This is a genomic window from Novosphingobium sp. PhB165 (genome assembly GCF_004341845.1).
In the GTDB taxonomy this organism is placed as follows: domain Bacteria; phylum Pseudomonadota; class Alphaproteobacteria; order Sphingomonadales; family Sphingomonadaceae; genus Novosphingobium.
The window spans coordinates 486,434-509,806 of record NZ_SLVB01000001.1; the positions used below are offsets into that span (position 1 = coordinate 486,434).

General features: G+C 65.6%; 19 protein-coding genes and 1 tRNA gene. 5 read left to right on the forward strand and 15 right to left on the reverse strand.

What is annotated here, in order from left to right; genetic code table 11:
- Positions 1-4 precede the first annotated feature (4 nt).
- On the forward strand, positions 5-952 hold the full coding sequence (locus EDF56_RS02360; RefSeq protein ID WP_132385117.1) for an enoyl-CoA hydratase/isomerase family protein: 948 nt from the start codon (positions 5-7) through the stop codon (positions 950-952).
- Here EDF56_RS02360 and EDF56_RS02365 read toward each other — a convergent pair.
- The 5 genes from EDF56_RS02365 to EDF56_RS02385 are packed head-to-tail and all read right to left on the reverse strand — an operon-like array spanning position 878 to position 6,572.
- Entirely contained in the window at positions 878-2,269 is a 1,392-nt protein-coding gene (locus EDF56_RS02365; RefSeq protein ID WP_347812964.1) for an amidohydrolase family protein, read from the reverse strand. The two genes, EDF56_RS02360 and EDF56_RS02365, sit on opposite strands and share 75 nt — an antisense overlap.
- Before the next feature lie 29 nt (positions 2,270-2,298).
- Complete coding sequence (locus EDF56_RS02370) at positions 2,299-3,504, reverse strand: CoA transferase (RefSeq protein ID WP_132385119.1); 1,206 nt, start codon at positions 3,502-3,504, stop codon at positions 2,299-2,301.
- On the reverse strand, positions 3,488-4,987 hold the full coding sequence (locus EDF56_RS02375; RefSeq protein WP_132385120.1) for a class I adenylate-forming enzyme family protein: 1,500 nt from the start codon (positions 4,985-4,987) through the stop codon (positions 3,488-3,490). Before EDF56_RS02375 ends, EDF56_RS02370 begins: the two co-directional genes overlap by 17 nt.
- Before the next feature lie 4 nt (positions 4,988-4,991).
- Complete coding sequence (locus tag EDF56_RS02380) at positions 4,992-5,282, reverse strand: hypothetical protein (RefSeq protein WP_132385121.1); 291 nt, start codon at positions 5,280-5,282, stop codon at positions 4,992-4,994.
- A gap of 60 nt (positions 5,283-5,342) precedes the next feature.
- Positions 5,343-6,572, reverse strand: coding sequence for a CoA transferase (locus tag EDF56_RS02385; RefSeq protein WP_132385122.1), 1,230 nt, complete (start codon positions 6,570-6,572; stop codon positions 5,343-5,345).
- A 339-nt stretch (positions 6,573-6,911) separates the two neighbouring features.
- On the opposite strand from EDF56_RS02385, the gene EDF56_RS02390 reads away from it, so the two are divergent.
- Complete coding sequence (locus tag EDF56_RS02390) at positions 6,912-7,223, forward strand: hypothetical protein (protein WP_132385123.1); 312 nt, start codon at positions 6,912-6,914, stop codon at positions 7,221-7,223.
- A 100-nt stretch (positions 7,224-7,323) separates the two neighbouring features.
- Here the strand turns inward: EDF56_RS02390 and EDF56_RS02395 are convergent, their stop codons facing one another.
- Positions 7,324-7,812 carry a MarR family transcriptional regulator gene (locus tag EDF56_RS02395; protein ID WP_207904600.1) on the reverse strand — a complete coding sequence of 163 codons (489 nt, stop codon included), beginning with the start codon at positions 7,810-7,812 and terminating at the stop codon, positions 7,324-7,326.
- A gap of 16 nt (positions 7,813-7,828) precedes the next feature.
- Entirely contained in the window at positions 7,829-9,082 is a 1,254-nt protein-coding gene (locus EDF56_RS02400; protein WP_132385124.1) for an acetyl-CoA C-acetyltransferase, read from the reverse strand.
- A gap of 271 nt (positions 9,083-9,353) precedes the next feature.
- Between EDF56_RS02400 and EDF56_RS02405 the strand changes: the two genes are divergently transcribed.
- Both EDF56_RS02405 and EDF56_RS02410 read left to right on the forward strand, forming a co-directional pair.
- Positions 9,354-11,039: an MFS transporter gene (locus tag EDF56_RS02405; protein ID WP_243652341.1), complete on the forward strand. Its 1,686-nt coding sequence runs from the start codon at positions 9,354-9,356 to the stop codon at positions 11,037-11,039.
- An 87-nt stretch (positions 11,040-11,126) separates the two neighbouring features.
- Entirely contained in the window at positions 11,127-12,164 is a 1,038-nt protein-coding gene (locus tag EDF56_RS02410) for a dihydrodipicolinate reductase (protein ID WP_132385125.1), read from the forward strand.
- A gap of 1 nt (position 12,165) precedes the next feature.
- Here EDF56_RS02410 and EDF56_RS02415 read toward each other — a convergent pair whose 3' ends face one another.
- The 8 genes from EDF56_RS02415 to infA form a co-directional block, all read right to left on the reverse strand.
- Positions 12,166-13,578 carry an efflux transporter outer membrane subunit gene (locus EDF56_RS02415; RefSeq protein WP_132385126.1) on the reverse strand — a complete coding sequence of 471 codons (1,413 nt, stop codon included), beginning with the start codon at positions 13,576-13,578 and terminating at the stop codon, positions 12,166-12,168.
- Positions 13,575-16,772 (reverse strand): efflux RND transporter permease subunit, encoded by a 3,198-nt coding sequence (locus tag EDF56_RS02420; protein ID WP_132385127.1) that lies wholly within the window; start codon positions 16,770-16,772, stop codon positions 13,575-13,577. The genes EDF56_RS02415 and EDF56_RS02420 overlap by 4 nt, the downstream gene beginning before the upstream one ends.
- A gap of 7 nt (positions 16,773-16,779) precedes the next feature.
- Complete coding sequence (locus tag EDF56_RS02425) at positions 16,780-17,976, reverse strand: efflux RND transporter periplasmic adaptor subunit (RefSeq protein ID WP_132385128.1); 1,197 nt, start codon at positions 17,974-17,976, stop codon at positions 16,780-16,782.
- Between the two features lie 322 nt (positions 17,977-18,298).
- A tRNA-Phe gene (locus EDF56_RS02430) sits at positions 18,299-18,374 on the reverse strand.
- A gap of 100 nt (positions 18,375-18,474) precedes the next feature.
- Positions 18,475-18,654, reverse strand: a complete 180-nt coding sequence (yacG, locus tag EDF56_RS02435; RefSeq protein ID WP_132385129.1) for a DNA gyrase inhibitor YacG — start codon at positions 18,652-18,654, stop codon at positions 18,475-18,477.
- A complete protein-coding gene (locus EDF56_RS02440) occupies positions 18,651-19,625 on the reverse strand; it encodes a ribonuclease E/G (protein ID WP_132385130.1) in 975 nt (324 codons plus the stop codon). Before EDF56_RS02440 ends, yacG begins: the two co-directional genes overlap by 4 nt.
- Positions 19,618-20,307: a nucleoside triphosphate pyrophosphatase gene (locus EDF56_RS02445; protein ID WP_132385131.1), complete on the reverse strand. Its 690-nt coding sequence runs from the start codon at positions 20,305-20,307 to the stop codon at positions 19,618-19,620. Before EDF56_RS02445 ends, EDF56_RS02440 begins: the two co-directional genes overlap by 8 nt.
- Positions 20,240-20,485, reverse strand: a complete 246-nt coding sequence (gene infA, locus EDF56_RS02450) for a translation initiation factor IF-1 (RefSeq protein ID WP_007014967.1) — start codon at positions 20,483-20,485, stop codon at positions 20,240-20,242. The genes EDF56_RS02445 and infA overlap by 68 nt, the downstream gene beginning before the upstream one ends.
- A gap of 226 nt (positions 20,486-20,711) precedes the next feature.
- Between infA and EDF56_RS02455 the strand changes: the two genes are divergently transcribed.
- Positions 20,712-23,303 carry a TonB-dependent receptor gene (locus EDF56_RS02455; protein WP_165912064.1) on the forward strand — a complete coding sequence of 864 codons (2,592 nt, stop codon included), beginning with the start codon at positions 20,712-20,714 and terminating at the stop codon, positions 23,301-23,303.
- Positions 23,304-23,373: the final 70 nt, after the last annotated feature.

The following is a 23,373-nucleotide window of genomic DNA, read 5'->3' on the forward strand; positions in this document are numbered from 1 at the left end:
AGGAATGCGGCCCGAAGATCTGACATTTCCCGCTGCCGAAATCGCTGAAATTGCGGGGGCCGAGGCGCCGATCGCCTTCGTGGACCTCGCGCGCGAATCGCGTGATGGGGTGCCGATTGCTCTGCCGCCATGTCCGGTGATCGGCATCGGTCCGCGTGAGCATCCCTTGTCGGCGCGACTCGATGCCGTGCTCGAACCGCGTTTCGATGCATCGCAGTTGGTGGTGGGCGCCATGGCCCAGCCGCTCGCCGTCATGGTCGTCACGCAATTGCTGCGCGCCCTGCCGTCATTGCCCGTCGCCGAGGCGCTGACCATGGAGTCGCTGGCCTATGCGACCTTGCAGGGAAGCGAAGCGCATCGGCGCTGGATCGCGGGGCGCGAGAGGGCGGCCAGTGCGGAGGGCGCGGTGCTGTTGTCTCGTGAGGACGACATACTCACGATTACCCTCGACCGTCCCGCTGCCGGCAATGCGATAGACCGCGTCATGCGCGATGCGTTGCACGAGGCCTTCGCACTCGCCAATGTCGATTCGACGATTTCCCGTGTCGTGCTGCGGGCCAGGGGCAAGGCCTTCAGTCTTGGCGCCGAACTTGCGGAATTCGGTACTACGACGGACCCGGTCGAGGCGCATCGGATTCGCTGTCTGACGCTGCCCGGGCGCGAGGCGGCGCAATGCAGCGACCGATTCGAGGCAGAGGTGGATGGGGCCTGCATCGGCGCGGGGCTGGAACTGGCGGCTTTCGCCTCACGGATCGTCGCCACGCCGCGTTCGTGGTTTCAATTGCCCGAACTGGCGATGGGCATTCTGCCCGGCGCTGGCGGATGTGTGTCGCTGAGTCGCCGGATCGGGCGGCAGCGCACATTGCTCATGATACTTTCAGGCCGCCGCCTCACGGCGCGCGAGGCGCTGGACTGGGGACTCGTCGATGCGCTGGTGGACGAGTTTCCCTGAGACCAGCGTGGCGCGGACATCCGCACTTTCCAGCCGTTCACGAACCTCCCGCCACGGCCTGTCGAGCAGGCAAAGGTCTGCTACTTCGCCCACCGCGATTCGGCGCTGGCGTGAAAGATCGAGCGGATCGGCAAGGTAGAGCGCGAGCGCCTGTTCGGGTGTCAGCGCTTCATCGGGATTGAACGGCGTGCCTTCGCGCGTGCCGCGCAGCACGGAGGCGCGCATCGCGGCCCACGGGTCCGGGCTGCCGTAAGGCGCATCGCTGCCTCCCGCGAGCACGATGCCGGCCTCCAGCAGTGAGCGCAGACGGTAGAGGTCGGGCTGATATTGGGCTTCGACATCACGGAGATAGCGCTCGCCGCGCTCGTGGATGAAATGCGGCTGTACGCAGGCCCAAAGGCCGAGCGCGGCCATGCGCGCGGCCAGCTCGGGCGAAACGATTGAGGCATGTTCGATGCGGTCGCCGTGCTGGGCGCCAACGACTTCGAACAGCGCAAGCGTGAAGACGAGTTCGACTTCGGTCACACAGTGAACCGCGACTCCACGCTTTTGCGCATGCGCCTCGGCGATCCACGCGCATGTCGCGTCGAAATCGGGAAGCGCGGCCTCGTGCAGGTGCAGCTTGGCCGGGCCAAGCCGCCAGCCATGTTGCGGCGCATCGACAAGCGAAAGTCGGCCCGCGATCACGGCGTGTTGGGCAAGATGTCCGCACTCTGCCTGCTGTGCAAAATGATGCGCCATCACCGCATCGTTGCGCGGCGACATGTCGGTAAGGCCGGTCACGCCGCAGCGGGCAAGGTCTGCGCTCGCTTGCGAGAAATCGGGCGGGGTGCCGGCGAGTGCCTGTTGTAGCCAGGCGTCTTCGTCGAAAAGGCGCCCGGTAAAGCGGTCACCATCGCGTTCCAGGCCCGGTGGTGTGGTATTTTCGGCCAGCAGTTCGTCAAGCGCGGCGCTGTTGAGCAGCCACATGCGGCCGGTACGATGTTGCAGGCGGGCCGGGCGATGCTGCACCATGGTATCGAGTACCGACGCATCGGGCAGCGTGCCTTCCAGCACGCTCTCGCAGAAACCGAAACCGCGCAGCCAGCCTGAGCCGGGCTGCGTCAGCGCTCTGGCCAGATCGTCGCGATCGCGCACGGCAGGCGGGCCGCAGTCAATCGAAGCGGCGCGCACTGCCAGCGCGGCAAGGTGGATATGGTGGTCGTGAAGGCCCGGCAGAAGAATACCGCCTTTTGCCTCGATAACGGGTTCACCGGGGCGCGGCGTGAGGGCGCCTATGGCGGAGATGACATCGCCTTCGACGCGCAAATCGGCCAAGCCGCGACCGTGAATTTCCGCGCCGCGGATCAGCATGATGCCAGCGCGGGCAGATAGTGCGCGGTGTCGGCGCCCAGGGCGCGGACGGGCGCTTGCATCGCGCGGCGTTCGAGCGCGGGGAAGCGGCGGCCGAGGCCCGCTCCCCAACCGCGCAGTTCGGCTTCGAGCAAGGCGGCGTCGAAGGCCAGTTCCTCGGCCAGTGCCATGGCTGTGATTGCGCTCATGGACAGACCGATGCGCTGTGCTTCGCCGCCGCGCAAGGCTTTCAGCGCCTCGCGCGCGCCGGTGATGCCGGTGAGCGGGTCGGCAATCGCATCCCCCACATAGCCCGGCTCGCCCGTCACATCCGCGAGCGCTCGGGAGAGGCCGCCTGCCACGCCGCAGTCGTTGCCGATGCCGACCCAGTTGGCAGCCTCACCCCGCGCGCCGTGGCCGGTGACCGAGAGCCAGACGAGGCCCGGAACTTCGCGCACCAGCGCTTCGGCGTCGATGCCGAGATGCAGCAGGGCGCGCGGCCGCGCGCTTTCGATGACCACGTCCGCACGGCGGATCAGGTCGACAAGCAGGGCTTTCTCGCTGTCGCTGGCGAAATCGACGAGCACACTGGCCTTGCCCTGGTTGATGAGATCGAAAGTCGCCGGATCGTCGCGGCGGATGAGGTCGGGGCGGGTGCGGCTTTCGACCTTCACGACGTCCATGCCGGCCTGCCAGAGCAAGTGCCCGGCCAGCGGCCCCGCCCAGATCGCAGACATGTCGATGACGAGCGGGCGGTGCTGCGCAGTCCGCTCACGGCGCGGACCGCGTGCGATCACCTCTACGGGCGGGGATGCGGGAATTTCGTCAAGCAGGGCGACCGGAAGGCCCAGCATGCGCCCGCGTTCGAGCAGTTCGGCGCCATTGCCGCGCAGCACGGATGCCGCAATCGCGGTGCTGTCATGCACATCCAACCCGGCATCGCCGAACAGGGCGGGCAGCAGCTCGCGATCGATTTCCCGGATCAGGGTGAGCGCGAACCAGTTGCCGTCACGCGTCGGCATGAGGCGGCTGCCACCAAGCCCGGCCGAGATGCGTCCCGCTATCCGATAATCGCCGTGCGCCGCGCGCTCGCCGAGCAGCGTGGCGCCTGACAAACGTGGCAATCCGAAATCGCGGGCAAGCGCCTCCAGTTGCCGGTCGGCCCAGCGAGCCAGTGGGATCGCCGGGCCGGGGGTATCATCGTCAGCCGGCAAGGACATCCTTGACCTTGCGGCGCAGAAGCTTGCCCATTTCGTTGTAGGGCAGCTCGGCGACGAAGACGACTTTCTCCGGCACGCGCGAGGAACGCAGGCGGGCGCGGACGAGGTCCTTGATCTCGGTTTCGCAGGGGAGGGCATGGCCCTCGCGCGTGACGATGGCCACGCCGACCGTCTCGCCCCATTCGACCGAGGGGATCGCACAGGCGCAGGCGTCGGCGACGGCCGGATGCGTGAGCAGCACGTCCTCGATCTCGCCCGGCGACATATTCTCTCCGCCGCGCACGATCACGTCATCGGCACGGCCGGAGAGGAACAGATAGCCGTCCTCGTCCATGAAACCGGCATCGCGGGTGGGGAACCAGCCCTCGGAATCGAGCGCGCTCTTTTCCTTGTACTCACCCGAAACCTGCTCGCCGCGCACGTAGATCTCGCCCGCTTCGCCGGCAGGCAGAGCCTCGCCGTTTTCGCCGCGAATCTCGATCTCGACGGTCGGGATCGGTTTGCCCAGCGAGGTCAGGCGCGCGCGGACTTTGGGATCATCGGACGCCAGGGCGTCGCGGTGTTCGTCCGGGCCGAGCAGGGCAATGGTCGAGCTGGTTTCGGTGAGGCCATAGGCATTGGTGAAGCCGGCCTCTGGGAAGCGCTCCAGCGCCTTCTGGATCACTTCGAGCGGCATCTTGCCGCCGCCATAGGCGATCGCGCGGAGCGAGGAGACCTCGCCGCTCGCGCCCTTTTCCATCGCGTCGATGATGCGGGCCAGCATAGTCGGCACGACGAAGGCGTTCGTGACGGCCTCGCCGCCGACCAGCGCCAGCCAGCCTTCGGGTGAGAAGCTGGGCAGCATCACGATCTTGCGCAGCGAGTAGATCGACGAGAGCAGGGCGGAAATGCCGGCGATATGATAGGGCGGCACGACCACCAGCGCGGCATCGGCTTCATCGGCCGAGCCGAATTCGACCGTGCCGAAAATGTAGCCGAGCAGATTGGAGTGGCGCAGGATCGCCGCCTTCGGCGCAGCGGTGGTGCCGCTGGTGAAGAGCTGGATGGCGATCCCTTCGCCCGGATCATACTCGCGCGCGTCGTCGTCCGGCACGGTTTCCTGTGCCTTGAGGACGAATTCCTCGCGCGAGAACACGGTGTGGTCGTGTTCGCCCGCAAGGCGCTGGATACCCTCCTCATCACCGATAACCAGTGCCGGCGTGATGCGGCCGAGCAGGGCGGCGAGATCGGCATCCGGAAGGCGGTAGTTGAGCGGGCAATAGGGCACGCCGGCCAGCGCCGCGCCGAACACCGCGATCACCGCCGCCTCGCTGCTCTCGTCGAGCAGCGCGACATATTCCACCTGGCTCTGGCGGATCAGCTCGAAAGCGCCGCGCGCGGCATCGAGCAGATCGCCATAAGTCCAGCGCCGACCGTCGCAGACGAGTGCGACACGGTCGGGCGCGGCCTCGGCCGCCATTTCGAGAAGAAGCGCGATGTTCATCGGGTCAGTCCGAGGCGGGCAGCGGTTTGGCGTCCTTGGTGACAAGCGCGACGCCATCGACCGAGAGCGAACCCTTGCCGGGCTTCACGCAAAGCAGTTCGTACTTGCCGTCCGCGTCGACATAGCGCTTGCCCATCAGCGTACCGGCCGAGAAATCGGCGGCGAGGGGAGCAGGCTCGGCAGGCTTGGCTTCGCCCATCGGCGCGCCGCCGCATTCGATCGTGCCGTCGGCGCAGCGGATCACCATAACTTCGGTGTCGCAGGTGGCGCTCTTGAGACGGGTTCCAGGCTTCATTTTCCCAATTCCTCGTAATCTGTTTTAGCGTGACCGGCAGGGTGCCTCAGGCACTCTGTCTCAGGCGATGGCGCCCTTGGTCTTGAGTTCTTCGATCTTGTCCCATTCGACGCCGAATTCCATGAGAACCATCTCGGTATGTTCGGACGCCTGCGGCGAACGGGTGGTTTCCAGTGCTTCGCGATTGAACTGCACCGGGCTGCGCACCAGCTTCAGCGGTGGACCGCCGTCTGCCGCCTCAACCTCGATCAGCATGTCGTTGGCGATCGCCTGTTCGTCGCCTGCCAGTTCCAGCAGGTTGAGGATCGGCGCCCACTGGCCCTTCAGCGTCTTGAGGTGCTCACGCCAGTAGGCGAAGGGCTTTTCGGCAAAGGCTTCGACAAGGATGTCGCTGGCGGCCTTCGCATTTTCGATCAGGCTCAGCACGTCCTTGAAACGCGGATCGTTCGCCGCTTCGGGGCGGCCGACGTGTTCGAAGGTGTCCTGGATCAGGCCGGTGGGGCTGACCATGCACAAGTTGATGGTGCGGCCGTCAGAGGTCCAGAAGTTGCCCATGAACGGGTTCTTGGCACCGCCGCCGGAGCTGGGCATCGAGTTCTTGGTGATCACGCCGGTCTCAACGGCCTGCGCGATGTTCGCGCCCGAGGCCCAGGCAGCCGTGCTCATCAGCGAGACGTCGAGTTCGGCGGTTTCACCAGTCTTTTCGCGGTGGAAGAGGGCCGCCGAAATGCCGCCGGCGATGAACATGCCGCCGATCGAATCGCCGAATGCGGGCATGCCCTGCGAGAGCGGGCCAGGCAGTTCGGGCGGGGTCATGCAATCGGCGATGCCGCTGCGCGACCAGAATGCAGTGCCGTCGAAACCGCCCTTTTCGCGTTCGGGGCCCTTGTCACCCCAGGCGCTGCCGCGGGCATAGATGATGTTCGGGTTCGCGGCGCGGATGTGCTCGATATCGAAGCGGTTCTTCTGGCGGACCTGCGGCAGGTAGTTCGTGAGGAACACGTCGCACTGCTTGGCCAGTTCGTAGAGCAGTTCCTGCCCTTCCGTGGTCGACAGGTCGATGCCGACGCTGCGCTTGCCGCGGTTGGGGTGTTCGAACAGGGTGTGGCGCAGCGGATCGAGCTGCACACCGCCCATGTTGAGGAATCCGCGCTGGGTATCGCCGCGCACGGGGTGTTCGATCTTGATGACGTCCGCCCCCCAGTCGGCCAGAATTGCACCGGCTGCGGGCGTGAACGTGAACTGTGCCACTTCAAGGACGCGCACGCCCTGCATGACCTTTGTCGGCATCTGACAGTCCCCAGTTTTATCTTGCGTTTTATCGTATCGGTCGGGGTGCGAAAGGCGGGTTTTCGCCGGTCGCACCGGTTGGTTTCGATTTGCGCGCAAAGGTGGCCCGGAGCAACACCGCAGCCCATCGTGGCGACGATCAAGCCCCGGATTCGCTGGTGCGATCATTGCATGCTGCGCTGCGGCGACGCCGCCACCCCCGAGAAACTGCGCGGGAGCGATGGTTGCGAAAATAGTTTGTGCGGTTGCGGCAATCGCAATTGACACCTAGGTGCGGAATTACTAACCTAGGTGAGTAAATCGCGGGGACCGACCCGCTTCAGATTTGGAGAGTTCCTCATGAAGAAGTTCGTTGCCCTTGCCGCCGTCGCCTCGATCGCCGCTTTCGCTGTCCCGGCCGTCGCTGAAACCACCCAGTCGGTTCGCGCCGTGACCGAAGAAGCTGCTGCTCCGGTCGACCTGAGCGCCGGCAAGATGCTCTATGCCGCCAACGGCACCCGCATTGCCCCGATCTACCGCGTTGCTGCCGATGGTAACCCGCAGGTTATCCTCAACGGCCGTCTGATCACCGTTCCGGCTACCAGCCTGACCGATGCCCAGGGCAAGCTCACCACCTCACTGACGAAGAAGGACCTCGCTTCGGCGAAGTAAGTCTTCCGACTGCCACGAAAAAGAGAGGGCGGCACTTCGGTGCCGCCCTTTTTTTGTTTGTGGATGTCGGGTGGAGCAGAACCGGGCAGCAACCCGGCGCTTACCCCCGGCTGACGTTGTCGTAGATGCGGCTGAGATAGTCGCGAAGCTGCCCCACTTCCTCGTCGGAGAAGCCGTGGAACATGCGTGCTTCCGCTTCGGAGGCGATCAGGCCGAGCTTGTCGAGCAGTGGCCGCGCGGCCTCGGTCAGATAGACCGAGCGGGCCCGCCGGTCATCGCGCCGGTCCCGCCGTTCGAGCAGTCCTTCCGTGCACAGTCGGTCGATCAGCCGGCCTGCCGAAGCTTCCGACATTTCGAGATATTCGGCGATGGTGCGCTGGGTCGAACCCGGATAACGCGCCACCACCGCAATCATCGCCCACTGTGAGCGCGTGACGTTCAACTCGGTAACAAGCCGATCGAATTTGTTGCGCTGAAGGCGCGCAATCACCGTCATGCGCAGGCTCACCTGGCGGCGGGGGCTTTCGTCCTTGTCGTTCAGAATATCGACAAATCGCCCGCTCAGCTTGTCTTCCGCCTCGGTGGCCAACACGTATCTCCTTGGTTCAAATTCGTTCGATGATAATGGCGGGTGCCATGCCGCCAGCAGCGCACATGGTGATGAGCCCGTAGCGACCGCCGGTGCGTTCGAGTTCGTCGAGCGCCGTGCCGATCAGGATCGCGCCGGTCGCGCCGATGGGATGGCCCAGCGCGATCGAGCCGCCGTTGGGGTTCACCTTCGCGCGGTCGAGATCGAGGTCGCGGATCAGCTTTTCGACTACGACGGCGAAAGCCTCGTTCACTTCCCAGACGTCGATCTGGTCCTTGGTCAGTCCCGCCTTGGCGAGCACTTTCTTGGCCGCCGGCACCGGGCCGTTGAGCATGAGCGTGGGGCAATCGCCGATCTCGGCCATGGCGACGATGCGTGCGCGCGGCTTGAGGCCGTGCTTCTCGGCATAGTCCTTGGACGCCAGCAGGATCGCGGAAGCGCCATCGACCACGCCCGAGGAAATGCCGACATGGTGGATCGGCTTCACGTCGAGGTCGGGATAGACCTGGTTGACCAGTTCGACATAAGTCTTGCCGCCCGGTGCCGAGGGCATGTTGTAGAACATTTCGAACGCCGGCTTGAGCTGCGCCAGACCTTCTGCGGTGGTGTCGGGACGGGGATATTCCTCGTGGTCGAGGATCACATTGCCCTCGTCGTCCTTCACCACGATCGTCGAACGGTCAAAGCGGCCCTCGGCGATGGCGACGGCGGCCCGGCGCTGGCTCTCTACGCCGAACGCTTCCAGTTCTTCGCGGCTGATGCCTTCCATCGCGGCGATGGCGTCGGCGGCGATGCCCTGGTTGGTCTGCGGATGCTTGGCCTGGAGCCGGGGATTGCCCGCACCCATGCCGGCGCTGCCGACCCCGGCTTCGCGCATCTTCATGCCATGCGCATTGGCGTAGGAAAGCATGTCCATCCCGCCCGCGACCATCAGGTCCGACATGCCCGACATGATCATTGCGGCGGCAAGGTTGGTGGCGGTGATGCTGGATCCGCAGAAGCGGTTGAGCGTGACACCGCCGGCGCGCACGTCGTACCCGGCATCGAGCGCGGCCATGCGGCCGATATCGCCGCCCTGAAGGCCGATCGCTGCCGAAACGCCCCAGATTACGTCATCCACATCCGCGGTATCGAGCGCGTTACGCTCCTTGATAGCGGCGAGAACAGTGGCGGACAGATGTTCGGGGTGCATCTGCGAGAGCGCGCCCTTGCCCATCTTGCCGATGGACCGGGGGGTGCGCACAGTATCGATGATCCAGGCTTCGGTCACGATCGGATCTCCTCAAATTCCCATGTGGCGCCGGTGGTCATTTGCGGCGCCTTGGCTTGAGGTCATGCTGGCAGGTCAGGGCAATTGCAATTGGAGGGGGGTGTCCTATCGCAGCGGCGATTGCTTTCATTTGAAAGTATATCGGAGCTTACAGTCACCCCGTCAAGCATACGCAGTAAGGCCATAGATCGTGACGGCGGCGCAGGCTCGGCTTGACGGTAGCGATGCGCGGGACAAAGCAAGGGGTAGGGACAGGATAAAGGGGAAAAGCGTGGGGGCCAGCGGCCACGACGAAACATCGCAAGACGTGGTAACCGGGCAGGGCGGCGCATTCGCGCCCTTGCGGGAGGGCACGTTCCGCCGGATCTGGACGGCCAGCCTGTTCTCGAATTTCGGGCAGCTTTTCCTCGGCGTCGGCGCGGCATGGGAAATGACGCGGCTCACCAGTTCGGCGGAAATGGTGGCGCTCGTGCAGAGCGCGATGATGTTGCCGCTAATGGTAGTGACACTGCCTGCGGGCGCCATCGCCGACATGTTCGACCGCCGCCGTATCGCCATGACCGGCCTTGCTTTCAGCGCATGCTGCGCTGCCGTGCTGGCGACTATCGCGTTCCTCGGCCTTGTCACGCCTTGGATATTGCTGCTGTTCTGCGCGCTGATCGGTGCGGGCGTGGCGCTCTATTCGCCGTCCTGGCAGGCTTCGATCCCAGAGCAGGTCTCGCGTGAGCATCTGCCCGCCGCCGTGGCGCTGGGGACGATCAGCTATAATGTCGCGCGCAGCTTCGGGCCGGCGCTCGGCGGTCTTATCGTCGTGCTCTACGGCGCCCGTGCGGTCTTCGGCATGACCGCGCTGCTCTACCTTCCGCTGTTCTTCGCGTTCGTCATGTGGCGGAGGCGGCACGTACCTTCGCGGCTGCCGCCGGAACGGATGGACCGGGCGATGCTCGGCGGGGCGCGCTATGCACTCCACGCCCCGGCGATCCGCACGGCGCTGCTGCGCGTGCTGGCCTTTGGGCTTTCCACCGCAACCGCTTCCGCGCTGGCGCCGCTGATCGCGCGAGACCTGCTGCACGGCAATGCGGCGACTTACGGCCTTCTGCTCGGCGCGCAGGGCGTGGGCGCGGTGACCGGCGCGCTCTTCGTCAGCCGCATCCGCGAGACGATCTCGACCGAGATGGCCGTGCGCCTCTTCGCGATCGGTACCGGCGCGGCGCTGGCGGTGATCGGCTTCAGTCACGACCTCATATTGACCTGCGCGGCTTTCCTGCTGGTGGGCGCCTGCAATATCCTGACCATCGCCATGCTCAACGTCACCGTGCAGCTTTCGGCGCCGCGTTGGGTGACGGCGCGCGCGCTTTCGCTGTTCTCCTCGGCCATCACTGCGGGGATCGGCATCGGTGCTTGGTGCTGGGGCCAGTTCGCGCAGCAACAGGGCGTTGCCCACGCCATGCTCGCCTCCGGACTGGCGGTGGCGGCTACGGCGCTGCTCGGTTTCATCCTGCCGATCGCGCGCGATACCGCCAGCGGCACGTCCGAAATGCCGCTGGGTCACGAACCCGAGGTCGGCATGGCGCTGACGCTGCGTTCGGGGCCGGTGGTGATCGAGGTGGACTATGACGTCGATCCCGATCAGGCGCGCGAATTCTACGCGACGATGATGAAGATGCAGTCCATGCGTAAGCGAAACGGTGGATTCGCGTGGTCCATCGCGCGTGACATCGCCAATCCGTCACTCTGGACCGAACGCTATCATTGCCCGACCTGGGGCGATTACCTGCGGCTGCGCGACCGCTTTACCGAGGCGGATTACGAGATCCAGGCCGCAGCCGACGCCTTCAACCGGACGCGCCCGGCCAACCGCGTACGCCGACAGTTGGAGCGGCCCTTCGGGTCCGTGCGCTGGAAGGCGGAATCCTACGATCCCAAACAGGAAACGGTGGGCTGGATGGCGCCCTGAGGCGTCTTTCAGTCTGTCCCCATAAGGGAATTGCCGAGGCTGACGCTGGCTGGCGTGGTGAAGCAACGAATTGCGGGAGAGAATATAATGCAGGACAAGATCTGGCGCGTGGTTGAGTGGGCCACGGGCAATGTCGGCAGCCGCGCGCTGCGCACTGTGATCGAGCATCCGCGCATGGAGCTTGTGGGCCTCTGGGTCTCGTCACCCGAGAAGGCGGGCAAGGACGCGGGCGAGCTTTGCGGGTTGCCGGCCACCGGCGTGCGCGCCACGAATTCGCTGGACGATATCCTCGCGCTCGATGCCGATTGCGTGCTCTATATGCGGCAGGGCACCGATTGGGATGAGCTTTGCGCGCTGCTGGCCTCGGGCAAGAACGTCATCACCACGCGCGGCGACTTCCACAATCCGCGCCTGATGGATGCCGACATTCGCGCGCGGGTAGAGGCAGCCTGCGCGAAGGGCGGCACGTCCATCTACTCCACCGGATCGAGCCCCGGCTTCGTGACCGAGGCACTGGCGATCCCGCTGCTCTCGCTGGAGCGTCGCCATGGCGTTCTGACAATCGACGAATTCGCCGACGTATCGAGCCGCGATTCGCCGGAAATGCTGTTCCAGATCATGGGTTTCGGTGCGGAGATGGCCCCGTTCGATCAGCGCCGGGCCGAGCATCTCAAGGGTGACTTCGGCAGCTCGCTCTCACAAGTGGCGGACGCCATGGGCCTTGAGATCGATGCGATCGAAGCCTTCGGCGAACTCTCGGCCACGAAGCAGGACCTGACCATCGCGGCAGGCACTGTGCCGGCGGGCACCGTCGGGGCCATGCGCACCACGATCACCTGCCTGCACAAGGGCGAGCCGATCATGCGGTTCCGCGCCAACTGGTACGTCACCACCGATATCGAGCACGACTGGGATCTGCGGGAATCGGGCTGGCGCGTGACCACTGGCGGCGACACGCCGGTGCGGATGGACATCATGTTCCCGGTGGCGCCCGAGGACTATGCCGCCTTCACGCCAGGGCTCACCGCGCACCGTCCGGTCAATGCGATTCCGGCCGTTTGCGCGGCTGCACCGGGTATCAGGACGACCGTGGACCTGCCACAGATCATCCCGATTTTCGCCTGATTTACCGCGGCGGCTCGGAGGCGGTCGCCTGATCGCCGCCGAGCACGCGGTAAAGCGTGACGCGATTGCTGGCGACGGCAAGCCGCGTCGCGATTTCCAGCTTGCGCGCGGTGTAGAGGCTGCGCTGGGCATCGAGGTTGTCGAGCGAGCTGGCGATGCCCTGCTTGTACGTCGCCTCGGTCAGGCGCGCGGTGTCGGCGGCGGCATTGGTGTAGCTGCTGGCCGCGCGCAGGCGTTCACCGAGCGTGCCCTGATCGGCCAGCGCATCGGAAACTTCGCTGAAGGCGGTCTGGATCGACTTCTCATAGGTCGCCAACGCGGCATCGCGCTTGGCTTTCGAGACGTCGACATTGGCGACCTTGCCGCCCGCATTGAAAATCGTCCAGCTTGCGTCGGCCCCGCCCGTGGCAGCGAAGGCACCCTTGCTGAACAGCGAGGACAGCCCGTCGCTCGCAAGGCCGAGCAGGGCTGTCAGTGAAATCGACGGGAACAGTTCGGCCCGAGCGACACCTATGTCGGCATTGGCGGCACGTAGCTCGTACTCGGCCTCGACCACGTCGGGACGGCGCAACAGGACCTGCGAACTGGTGCCGGCGGGTAGCACGGCGAGCTGGGCATTGACCTCGTCGATGCCGCCGGGAAGCAGGCTCTCGTCGAAATCGGCGCCGACCAGCAGGCGGATCGCGTTCACGTCCTGCGCGAGCAGGGCGGTCTGCGCCGCAAGGTCGCCCTTGGCGGTTTCCAGGACCTGTTCGGCCTGCCTCAGGTCGGTGCGGGGCGCGACGCCGCCCTTGAGGCGTGCGGTGTTGAGCACGACCGAGTGCTGGGCGTTGTCGGCCGTGGCCTTCGCGATGTTCAGCAGGTCGCGGTCGGCACCATAGTTTGCCCAGGTTTGCGCCAGATCGGCGACAAGGCCGAGCCGTACCGTACGGGCAGCGGCTTCGGTCGAGAGCGCCGTGTTGCGCTGGGCCTCGGTGGCGCTGGCGTATTTGCCGAAGAAGTCGATCTCGAAGCTGGAAATGCCGCCCTGGAGCGAGAGCGCGGTGGCGTCCCCCGGGCCGTTTACTTCGGTGCGGGTGCCGGATGCGGAGACGCCGACCGCGGGGATCTGGTTCGCCCGGGTCACACGCACTTGCGCGCGCGCTGCCGCCAGATTGGCCGCTGCCACGCGCAAGTCGCGGTTTTCGATGAGAGCCTGTTCGACCAGCTTCTGCAAACGCGGATCGCGGAAGATCTCGGTGTAGGAGACCAGCGGCAGGTTCGCCTCGCTCTGCGCGAGATAGGCATCGCCGACCGGCCACGATTGCGAGACCGGCGGCGTCGGCTGCACGTACTTCGGCGCCATCGAACAGGCACTCAGGGCCATGGCGGGCAGGGTCAGTGCCGCCAGCTTCAGGGTGCGGGAGCGGATCATGCGGCGTCTCCCTTCGCTTCGCGGCGCTTCTGGATCTGGTGACGGACAGCGGCAAGGCCGTCGCGCACGCCCCGGCGCACGAGCACGAAGAACAGCGGAATGAAGAAGATCGCCAGCAGCGTCGCGGTCAGCATGCCGCCGACCACGGCCGTACCGATGGCGATGCGGCTGTTGGCGCCTGCGCCGCTTGCCACGGCCAGCGGCAGCACGCCGAAGATGAAGGCGAAGCTGGTCATCAGGATCGGACGCAGGCGGATGCGAGCCGCTTCCAGTGCCGCTTCGATCACGCGCTTGCCCTGCTTTTCGGCCATTTCCGCGAACTCGATCATGAGAATCGCGTTCTTGGCGGCAAGGCCCATGGTCGTGAGCAGGCCGATCTGCAGATAGACGTCGTTCTCCAGCCCGCGCAGCGTGACTGCCAGAACTGCACCCAGCAGGCCGAGCGGAATGACCATGATCACCGCGATCGGGATCGACCAGCTTTCATAGAGCGCGGCAAGGCACAGGAACACGACCAGCAGCGACAGCGCGTAGAGCACCGGGGCCTGACCCGAGGACAGCCGCTCCTGATAGGACGAGCCCGACCATGCGACGGCGGTGCCGGGGATCTGGCTGGCCAGATCCTGCATGATCTGCATCGCCGTGCCCGAGCTGACGCCCGGCGACGGGGTGCCCGAGAATTCGTAGGCTTGCAGGCCGTTGAAGCGCGAGGTCGAGCTTGGCGCGGTTGACCAGCTCTGCGTCGAGAAGGCCGAGAAGGGCGCCATCTGGCCGCTCGAACCACGCACGAACCAGCGCGCGAGATCCTCGGGGCGCGAGCGGAACTGCGCGTCGCCCTGAACGTAGACCTTCTTCACGCGGCCCTTGTCGAGGAAGTCGTTCACGTACGTACCGCCCCACGCCGTTTGCAGCGTGTTGTTCACGTTCGCGGCGGTGAGGCCATAGGCCGTGAGCGCGCGCGTGTTCGTGGCGATCTTCAGCGTCGAGACTTCGGGAAGGTCGCTCAGGCGCACGTTGGTCAGGCGGCTGTCGGCTGCGGCCTTGCTCAGCAACTGATCACGCGCCTGCTGGAACTGCGAACGGGTCATGCCCGAGCGGTTCTGAAGCTCCATGGTGAAGCCGGACGATTGACCGAGGCCGCGAATGGCGCCGGGAACCAGCGTGAAGACCTGCGCGTCGCGCAGCCCCTTGAAGGCCCCGTTGGCGCGCTGGACGATGGCATCGGCGGTGTTCTTCGCCCCCGGACGCTTGTCCCAATCGACCAGCGTGATGAAGGCCTGGCCGGTGTTCTGGCCGGCCGCACCCTGTCCGCCGCCCGAGACGGTGAACATGTTCTCGACGTTGCCCTTTTCGTACGTCGCGAAGTACTGCTCGATCTTGTGCTGCACGTCTTCGGTGCGCGTGCGCGGCGAGCCTGCGGGCAGGCGCCACTGCACCATGATCGAACCCTGATCCTCGTTCGGGAGGAAGCCGGTGGGCAGTCGGTGGAACAGGAAATACGTTGCGGCGCAGGCGATCAGGAACAGGCCGAGCCAGCGCCACTTGTGCGCGACAACGTGCTCGACGCGGCGGACATAGCCGTTGGTCAGGCGCTCGAAGCCGTTGTTGAAGCCGGTGTGGAAGCGCAGCCACAAGTTCGCCAGCCACGGCACGTGGCGGTCGAACCAGGTCGGCTCTTCCTTGCCGTGGACTTTGGCCTTGAGCAGCGTTGCAGTCAGTGCGGGGCTGAGGATCAACGCCACCAGCACCGAGAGCACCATGGCGACGACGATCGTCAGCGAGAACTGGCGGTAGATCACGCCGGTCGAGCCGCCGAAGAAGGCCATCGGCAGGAACACGGCAGAGAGCACCAGCGCGATGGCGATCAGCGCGACCTGGATTTCCTCCATCGACTTGATGGTGGCCTGCCGGGCGGTCATGCCCGGATTTTCCTCAAGCAATCGTTCGACGTTCTCGACGACGACGATGGCGTCGTCGACCAGCAGGCCGATCGCAAGGACAAGGCCGAACAGCGTCAGCGTGTTGATCGTGAACCCGGCGATGTAGAACACCGCAAAGGTGCCCAGCAGCACCACCGGCACGGCAATGGCCGGGATCAGCGTGGCGCGCCAGCTCTGCAGGAACACGAACATGACGATGACGACCAGCACGATCGCCTCGAACAGCGCCTTTTCGACCTCGGAGACCGACAGCTTGATGAACGCCGTGGAATCGTTGCCGTAATCGTAGGCAAGGCCATCGGGCATGCCCACGGCGAGCTGCGACATCGCCGCCTTCACGCGCTCGGCCGTCGCCAGCGCGTCGGCGCCCGGCGAAAGCGAGATCGAAATACCGGCACCGGGATGCCCGTTGATGCGGCTGATCGTGCTGTAATTGTCCGCGCCGATCTCGACACGGGCGACGTCGCCGATCGTGACCGTCGAGCCGTCGCTGTTGGTCTTGAGCACGATATCGCGGAACTGGTCGGCCGTTTGCAGGCGCGAACCGGCGGTGACGATGGCGTCGATCGCCTGATCCTGCGGCGCGGGCAGGCCGCCGATTTCACCTGCGGCGACTTCGGTGTTCTGCGCGGTGATCGCCGTGGTCACGTCGCTCGGCATCAGCGAGACAGCGGCCAGCTTGGCGGGATCGAGCCAGATGCGCATCGCGTGCGGCGCGCCGAACACGTTGACGTCGCCCACGCCTTCAAGGCGCGAGAGCGGGTCCTGGATGTTCGAGGTCAGGTAGTCCGAAACGTCCTGGTTCGAACGCCCGTCAGTCTCGTCGTAGACGGCGACCAGCAGCAGCTGGTCGGGGTTCGACTTGGTGACGGTAACGCCCTGGCTCTGCACCGCCTGCGGCAGGCGGGAGAGCGCGGACTGGACCTTGTTCTGGACCTGCACCTGCGCGATGTCGGGGTCGGTACCCTTGGCGAAGACCGCGCTGATCGTGGCCTGGCCACGGTTCGAGGACTGCGACGAGAAGTACAGCAGGCCGTCGATGCCAGTCAGCTGCTGCTCGATGATCTGGGTGACGCTGTTCTCGATCGTTTCGGCCGAGGCGCCGTTGTAGGTCGCGCGGATATTGACCTGCGCGGGCGCGATGTCCGGATACTGCTCGTTGGGCAGGTAAACCAGCGCGCCGGCGCCGGCCAGCATGACGATGATGGCGAGAACCCAGGCGAAGATCGGCCTGTCGATGAATATCCGGGACATGGGAGGATCAGTGGCCCTTCGCGCCGGCTTCACCGGGCTTGGCAGCCCGCGGTTCCACCTTCTGCGGCGCCGTCGATGGCACCGCCTTGATTTCGGTGCCGAGCTTCAGGCCGTTCAGACCCTGCACGATGACTTTGTCTCCGGGCTGGAGACCGGACGTTACCACGACATAAGCGCCGCTGGTGCGGTCCGCGACGACCTTGCGGCGACCGGCCTTGCCGTCGTCGCCCGCCGTCATGACGAAGGCGGAGCCGTCGAAGTCACGCTGAACGGCGTTCTGTGGGATGAGGAAGGCGTTGGGGTCGTTGGCCTGATCGAAGATCGCCGAGACGAACATGCCCGGCAGCAGCAGGCCGTCCGGGTTCGGGAACTTGGCGCGCAAGGTCACCGTGCCGGTGCCTTCGTCCACCGTCACTTCGGAGAACTGCACGGTTCCGGCGTAAGCGTACTTGCTGCCGTCATCGAACTTGAGGTGAACCGTGGTGCTGCCCGGATTGATGCCGCCAGCCGCCAGTCTGCGGCGCAGCGCGGTGATGTCGGCCGCCGACTGCTGCATGTCGACATAGATCGGGTCCATGCGCTGGATCACGGCAAGCGGATCGGCCTGGCTGGCACTCGCGAGCGCGCCGACAGTGAACAGCGAACGGCCGATGCGGCCGCTGATCGGGGCCGGGACCGTGGTGAAGCGCAGATTGGTCTTCGCGGTGTCCAGCGCCGCGGCATTCTGCGCGATCGAGGCGCGGGCCGAGCGGGCAGTGGCCAACGCATCGGCATAGTCCTGCTTGGCGACCGCTTCCATGTCCGCGAGCGGCTTGTAGCGATCCGCCTTGGCGCTGGCGGCCTCTGCGGTGGCGCGGGCGCTGGTGAGATCGGCCTGCGCCTGATTGACCGCCGCCCGGTAGAGGCTTGAATCGATCTGGAACAGCTGCTGGCCGGCGCGAACGTAGCTGCCTTCGGTGAAGTAGCGCTTGACGATCACGCCGTTGACCTGCGGGCGGACTTCCGAGGTTTCGAAAGCCACGGTGCGGCCGTTCAGCGTCACCGCGAGTGGGACGGTCGAAGGCTGGGCAACGATGTAGCCGACTTGCGTGGGATGCTTAGATGCATCCTTTGCACCCTGACCGGAGCATCCGACCAGAAGCGAGGCAAGGATCAGCGTGAGAGTGGTCCGGCGCATCGGAAAGGCCGGAAGCATCGTGGGCATGGTCGATTTCAAGTTGCGCACCGCGTGTCGAAGGATGCGCGAGCTATCAAGGCATTCGCGAGGCTTCGCAAGTCGCCATTTCGCGGGTGCGACAATTTGTGACTAATTGCGATTTCCGACACTTGCGATGAACAGGAAAGTCGAACGGTGGAGGTGTTTTCAGCCTCGCCGGAGCCGGAATCGGTCATGGGGGCCATGTCGCCGGCCGCGTCTTCGCGAATCGCCATGACGGCACGGCGATGCGCGATTCAATTCCGATGTGAGGGTAAAGGGAAGTGCGCGAGCGGCGCAAAGAAAAAGGCACCACTTCCGGTTAAGGAAGTGGTGCCCGGGGACGGGATCGAACCGCCGACACCATGATTTTCAGTCATGTGCTCTACCAACTGAGCTACCCGGGCATCCCTGGTTCGGTGCGGTGCCGAAGCGACCGTTCCGTGTCGGTGGCGGGCCTATGGCGAAGGGCGCTGAGCTTGGCAACCCTAAAATGACAGTGCCGCTTCAATCGTCCTGTGGAAAAATTTCCGGTACGTCCGGATCGGCGGGCGGGCCGGGCAGGGCATAGCCGTCGGCCAGCCACTTCACGAGGTCGCGGTCGCGGCAGCCCTTCGAACAGAACGGCGTGTGTTCTTCGCTGCGCGGCTTGCCGCAGATCGGGCACTTGCGGATTTTCGTGGTCATGATGTGATCGCCTGCGCGAATCCGCCGGTGAGCGCAAGCGTCGCGTCCTCCTGCCATCGCAGCGTGCGGCCGGCGCGGCGCGCGAGTTCGGCCTCCCACTGCGGCAGGACTTTCGCCCGCACGCGCGGATGGGCAGCCAGCAGCAACGTGCCGGGCTCCGCAATGCGTTCGGCGCGGCGCAGCAGCAGGCGGGCGCAGGCTCCGGCAGGATCGTGGCGCAGGCGGTGGAGGATCGAGGGGCGCTCCAGCCGCGCCACCAACTGGACGAATCCGAATCCGTTCATTGCGGTGTGCTGGTGCGGCCAATGGTCGAGCGCGGCCGCCATAGCCTCGTCCACGGCGCGGCGGTCGTCCTTGCGCTCCAGCGAGGGGAAGTCGATGCCGATCGAGCCGCCCAGGTCGAACTGCTCCACTGCGCGCGCGATGGCGGGGACGGCCGCACGGGCGAGGGTGGACGGTGGCAGGGTGCCATCGATATCGATCAGCGTCATCGCGGGGGTCGGGATCACGAGGATCGCGCCGCCGTCGAACGTGATCTCGCCCGCGAAGGCTTCCGCGAAAAGTTCGGGCCAGGGATCTTCGGGGAAAGCGCGCACGGTGCGGACCGGCAATCCGGTCTCCCGCAGCGATTCGGCCAGCGTAGGCGCAGGGCGGACTTGATGTTCCGTGGGCCTTGCCTGCGCGCGCTTGAGCCTTCCCGTTTCCGCCATGGCGGCGCGGGTGACGACAAGCCGCAGGGCGCGGCCCTCGCTGGCGTCGGCGGGAAGGCCGTCCACCAGCGCCTCGGCGCCCGATGCGAAGCGTGCCGTGCCGCGCTTCGATCCTTTCGCGCGCGAGGTCAGCACCGCCTCGGCGACTTCGCCCGCCCTCAGGCCGTCGTCCCAGTCAAGCCGGGCGGCGAGCACCTCGCCATTGTCGACCAGGACCGCGCGGGATTCGCCGATCCCGTCCTCGACAAGCCATTCAGGCAATCGCGAACCCCGCCGCCTTGAGCAGCGCGCGGGTCTCGTGGAGCGGCAGGCCAACGACGCCGGAATGGCTGCCGGAAATCGCGGTGATAAGCCCCTCGGCGCTGCCCTGAATGGCGTAGCCGCCCGCCTTGCCGTGCCATTCGCCGCCGGCGATATAGCCCTCGATCTCCTCGCGGGAGAGTGCCTTGAAGCGGACGATCGTTTCGGACAGCCGTTCGCGCAGCGTGCCGTCGGGCGATTTCAGGGCGATTGCGGAAAGCACACGATGGCGACGGCCGGACAGCAGGGCCAGGCATTCGCGCGCAGTCTTCTCGTCCTCGGCCTTGGGCAGCACGCGGCGGCCGCAGGCGACCACGGTATCTCCGGCAAGGACATGGGCATGATCTGCGACAACCGCGAGCGCTTTCTCGCGCGCCATGCGGCGGGCGTAGGCGCGCGGGTGTTCGCGCGGATCATGCGTTTCGTCGATGTCGGCGGCGATGATCGCGTGCGGCGTCAGGCCCAGCCGGCCGATCAGTTCGCGGCGGCGCGGGCTCGCCGAAGCGAGGATCAACTGCAGCTGTGCAGAAGCGTCGACACGCGGTGCGATGGCGTCCCCGCTGGGGGACGCGGTGTCAGTACTGACCGGGGCCACCGCGACCAGGCATGAAACGGTAGGTGATACGACCCTTGGTGAGGTCATAGGGGGTCAGTTCGACCAGAACTTCGTCTCCGACCAGCACGCGGATGCGGTTCTTGCGCATCTTGCCCGCAGTGTGACCGAGGATTTCGTGGCCGTTTTCGAGCTCTACACGGAACATGGCGTTCGGGAGCAGTTCGACCACGCGGCCGCGCATTTCAAGGAGTTCTTCTTTCGCCATCGGCGATCTAGTCCGTGAGCTTGTTGTGTCGTCGCGGCGCGACATAGCCACGACTCGCCAAAAATGGAAGCCTTGGCGAACACTTGACCCATTTGGGCACCCCTGCGGTGACGGGTTCTCCAGTTGCGACAAAATGTTACCCGGCGCCGCCTTGCGACCTTTTCGCAGTCGCGGCATCAGCGCCGCCGGGTGGGGGAAACTATATCTTTTTGGCGGAGATCCTGAGTTGCGTTGCGTTCATCTGATCCCACTCGCGGCGGGCGTCAGCCTGTCGGCGATGGTTCCGGCACTGGCCAGTGCTCAGGAGACTCATGCCCAGCCTGCGGATGCGAGCGTGGCTGTGCCAGCCGTGCCCACATCGTTGGCGGCAACCGACGAATCCACGCCGGCGCCGACGGTGAAGAGCAACGGACATGAAATCGTGGTCACCGCCGCGCGTATCGCCGGGCAGCTCGAAGTACCGAGCCAGCCGATCCAGACGTATGACGAGGATGACATTGCCGCTTACGGCGTGAATTCGATTGCCGACCTGATCGATGCGATCTCTCCGCAGACCGGCAGTGGGCGTGGGCGCGGGGACGGGCGTCCGGTGATCCTCGTCAATGGCCAGCGCATCACCAGCTTCCGCGAAATGCGTGACATTCCGCCCGAGGCGATCCGCCGCATGGAGGTCCTGCCCGAAGAAGTGGCGCTGCGTTTCGGCTATCCGGCCAACCAGCGGGTGGTGAACATCATCCTCAAGAAGAAGTTCTCCGCGACCACGGTTTCGGGCGAGTACAATCTCCCGACCCGCGGCGGCTACGACAATTACGAACTGGAAAGCGGGTTCTTCAAGACCGTCGGACCGCGCCGCTTCAACGTGGCCGCCAAGTACACCGACACTTCGATGCTGACGGAAAACGAGCGCGACGTGCGGCAGGATCCGGACTCGCTGCCGACCGTGGCGGGCGATCCCGATCCGGCGCGCTACCGCAGTCTGGCGGCCGCCGATTCCGAGTTCACGCTGAACGGCACGATGACGCAGGGCATCGGCAAGGACGGGTTCGACGGCTCGTTCACCACCAATGGCACGTTCACGCACTCGGTGACGAACGCCTGGTCCGGCCTCGATACGGTCAAGCTGGTCCATGACGGCGATTCCGCCGTTCGCACTTTGCCCGATCCGCTGGCGACGCGGGTGGAGACCAACGAATTCCAGGCCGGTCTCGGCTACAGCCGCATGCTTGGTGGCTGGAATTTCAACGTCACCAATGACGCCGGCTACACGATTACCGAGACCGATACAGACCGTCCGCGCGACACCTCGGGTCTGGTCGACGCGGCCAAATCGGGCGCGCTCGCCATCGACGGCGCGCTGCCGGTCGTGCCGGGCGCGGGCGTGGACGAAGCGCGCAATCGCACGACCACGCTGTCGTCGTTGGCGACGCTTTCGGGCCGTCCCTTCACGATGCCGGCGGGCGATGCCAACCTGACCTTCAAGGGCGGCTACGACTATACCCACAGCGCCAGCGAGAACTCGGCCTCGAAGATGGGCATGGTGGGCCTCACGCGCGGGGACGTGTCCGGCGGCCTTAACCTCGCGGTGCCGCTGACCAGCCGCAACAATGATGTGCTTGGCGCGATCGGCGATATCACGCTCAACTTGAGCGGCGGACTCGACCACTTGTCGGACTTCGGCACACTGACGGACTGGAGCGCGGGGCTGACCTGGTCGCCCACCGGCAAGCTGACGTTCCAGGCGAGCTATCTGGTCAACGAGGCCGCGCCGACCTTGGTCCAACTAGGTGCGCCGGTAGTGCAGACCTACAATGTGTCGGTCTACGACTTCACCACGAACCAGACCGCGCTGGTGACGGTGACGAGCGGCGGCAATCCCGATCTCGTCAAGGAAATGCAGCGCGACATCAAGCTTTCGGCGACATGGCAACTGCCGTTCATGCAGCGCTCGAACATGGTGGTGGAGTACTTCCACAACCATTCGAGCAATGTCTCCGAGGCGTTTCCGATGCTCACGCCTGCGGTCGAGGCGGCCTTCCCGGACCGCGTGACGCGCGATGACGAGGGCAACCTGACGGCGGTGGATCGCCGTGCGGTGACGTTCGCCGAAGAGACCAGCTCGCGCATCCGCTGGGGCTTCAACCTTTCAGGCAATATCGGTGCGCAGCCGCAGGGCGGCCCCGGTGGCTTCGGCGGCCCGCCTCCGGGCGGCGCAGGTGGCGGATCCGGTGGGGGTGGCGCTGGCCATTCCGGCGGTGGTGGCTCTGGCGGCTCCGGTGGCGGGGGCGGCGGCTTCGGCGGTCCGCCGCCGATGATGGGCGGCGGACGCGGCCCTCAAGGCGCGCGCTGGAACTTCTCGATCTACCACACCTGGCGCTTCACCGATGATGTGAAGATCGCCGATGGCGTGCCGGTGCTCGACCAGCTCAACGGCGGCGCACTGACGGCGGGCGGCGTGCCGCGCCACGTGATCGAGGCCGAGGGTGGCATGTTCGTGAATGGCTATGGCTTGCGCCTCAAGGCCGAATGGGATGCGCCCAGCACGGTGGACGGCACCGGCGCGCCGACCAGTTCGGACTTGCACTTCGGCAGCACTGTCGTCGCCAACTTGCGCATTTTCGCGGATCTCAGCCGCAATACCGAGCTGGTGAAGAAGATGCCGATCCTCAAGGGGATGCGCGTGTCCTTCGTCGCGAACAATCTGTTTGATACGCGCCAGAAGGTCACCGACGACAACGGCGAAGTGCCGATTGCCTATCAACCGGCCTATCGCAATCCGCAGGGCCGCGTGATCGGGATCGATCTGCGCAAGATGTTCTGAGGCCATCGCAAAATCCGCAGGCGGCGGATTTTCGAAAACACCTCTGAGGATTGATCGCGGCCGGGTCTAC

What these genes read in the sequence shown, in the direction of transcription:
- EDF56_RS02360 (WP_132385117.1), top strand. Translation starts at nt 5, where the DNA reads ATGCGGCCCGAAGATCTGACATTTCCCGCTGCCGAAATCGCTGAAATT.
- EDF56_RS02370 (WP_132385119.1), bottom strand. Translation starts at nt 3,504, where the DNA reads ATGTCCTTGCCGGCTGACGATGATACCCCCGGCCCGGCGATCCCACTG.
- EDF56_RS02375 (WP_132385120.1), bottom strand. Translation starts at nt 4,987, where the DNA reads ATGAACATCGCGCTTCTTCTCGAAATGGCGGCCGAGGCCGCGCCCGAC.
- EDF56_RS02380 (WP_132385121.1), bottom strand. Translation starts at nt 5,282, where the DNA reads ATGAAGCCTGGAACCCGTCTCAAGAGCGCCACCTGCGACACCGAAGTT.
- EDF56_RS02385 (WP_132385122.1), bottom strand. Translation starts at nt 6,572, where the DNA reads ATGCCGACAAAGGTCATGCAGGGCGTGCGCGTCCTTGAAGTGGCACAG.
- EDF56_RS02390 (WP_132385123.1), top strand. Translation starts at nt 6,912, where the DNA reads ATGAAGAAGTTCGTTGCCCTTGCCGCCGTCGCCTCGATCGCCGCTTTC.
- EDF56_RS02410 (WP_132385125.1), top strand. Translation starts at nt 11,127, where the DNA reads ATGCAGGACAAGATCTGGCGCGTGGTTGAGTGGGCCACGGGCAATGTC.
- EDF56_RS02415 (WP_132385126.1), bottom strand. Translation starts at nt 13,578, where the DNA reads ATGATCCGCTCCCGCACCCTGAAGCTGGCGGCACTGACCCTGCCCGCC.
- EDF56_RS02420 (WP_132385127.1), bottom strand. Translation starts at nt 16,772, where the DNA reads ATGTCCCGGATATTCATCGACAGGCCGATCTTCGCCTGGGTTCTCGCC.
- EDF56_RS02425 (WP_132385128.1), bottom strand. Translation starts at nt 17,976, where the DNA reads ATGCCCACGATGCTTCCGGCCTTTCCGATGCGCCGGACCACTCTCACG.
- yacG (WP_132385129.1), bottom strand. Translation starts at nt 18,654, where the DNA reads ATGACCACGAAAATCCGCAAGTGCCCGATCTGCGGCAAGCCGCGCAGC.
- EDF56_RS02445 (WP_132385131.1), bottom strand. Translation starts at nt 20,307, where the DNA reads ATGACCTCACCAAGGGTCGTATCACCTACCGTTTCATGCCTGGTCGCG.
- infA (WP_007014967.1), bottom strand. Translation starts at nt 20,485, where the DNA reads ATGGCGAAAGAAGAACTCCTTGAAATGCGCGGCCGCGTGGTCGAACTG.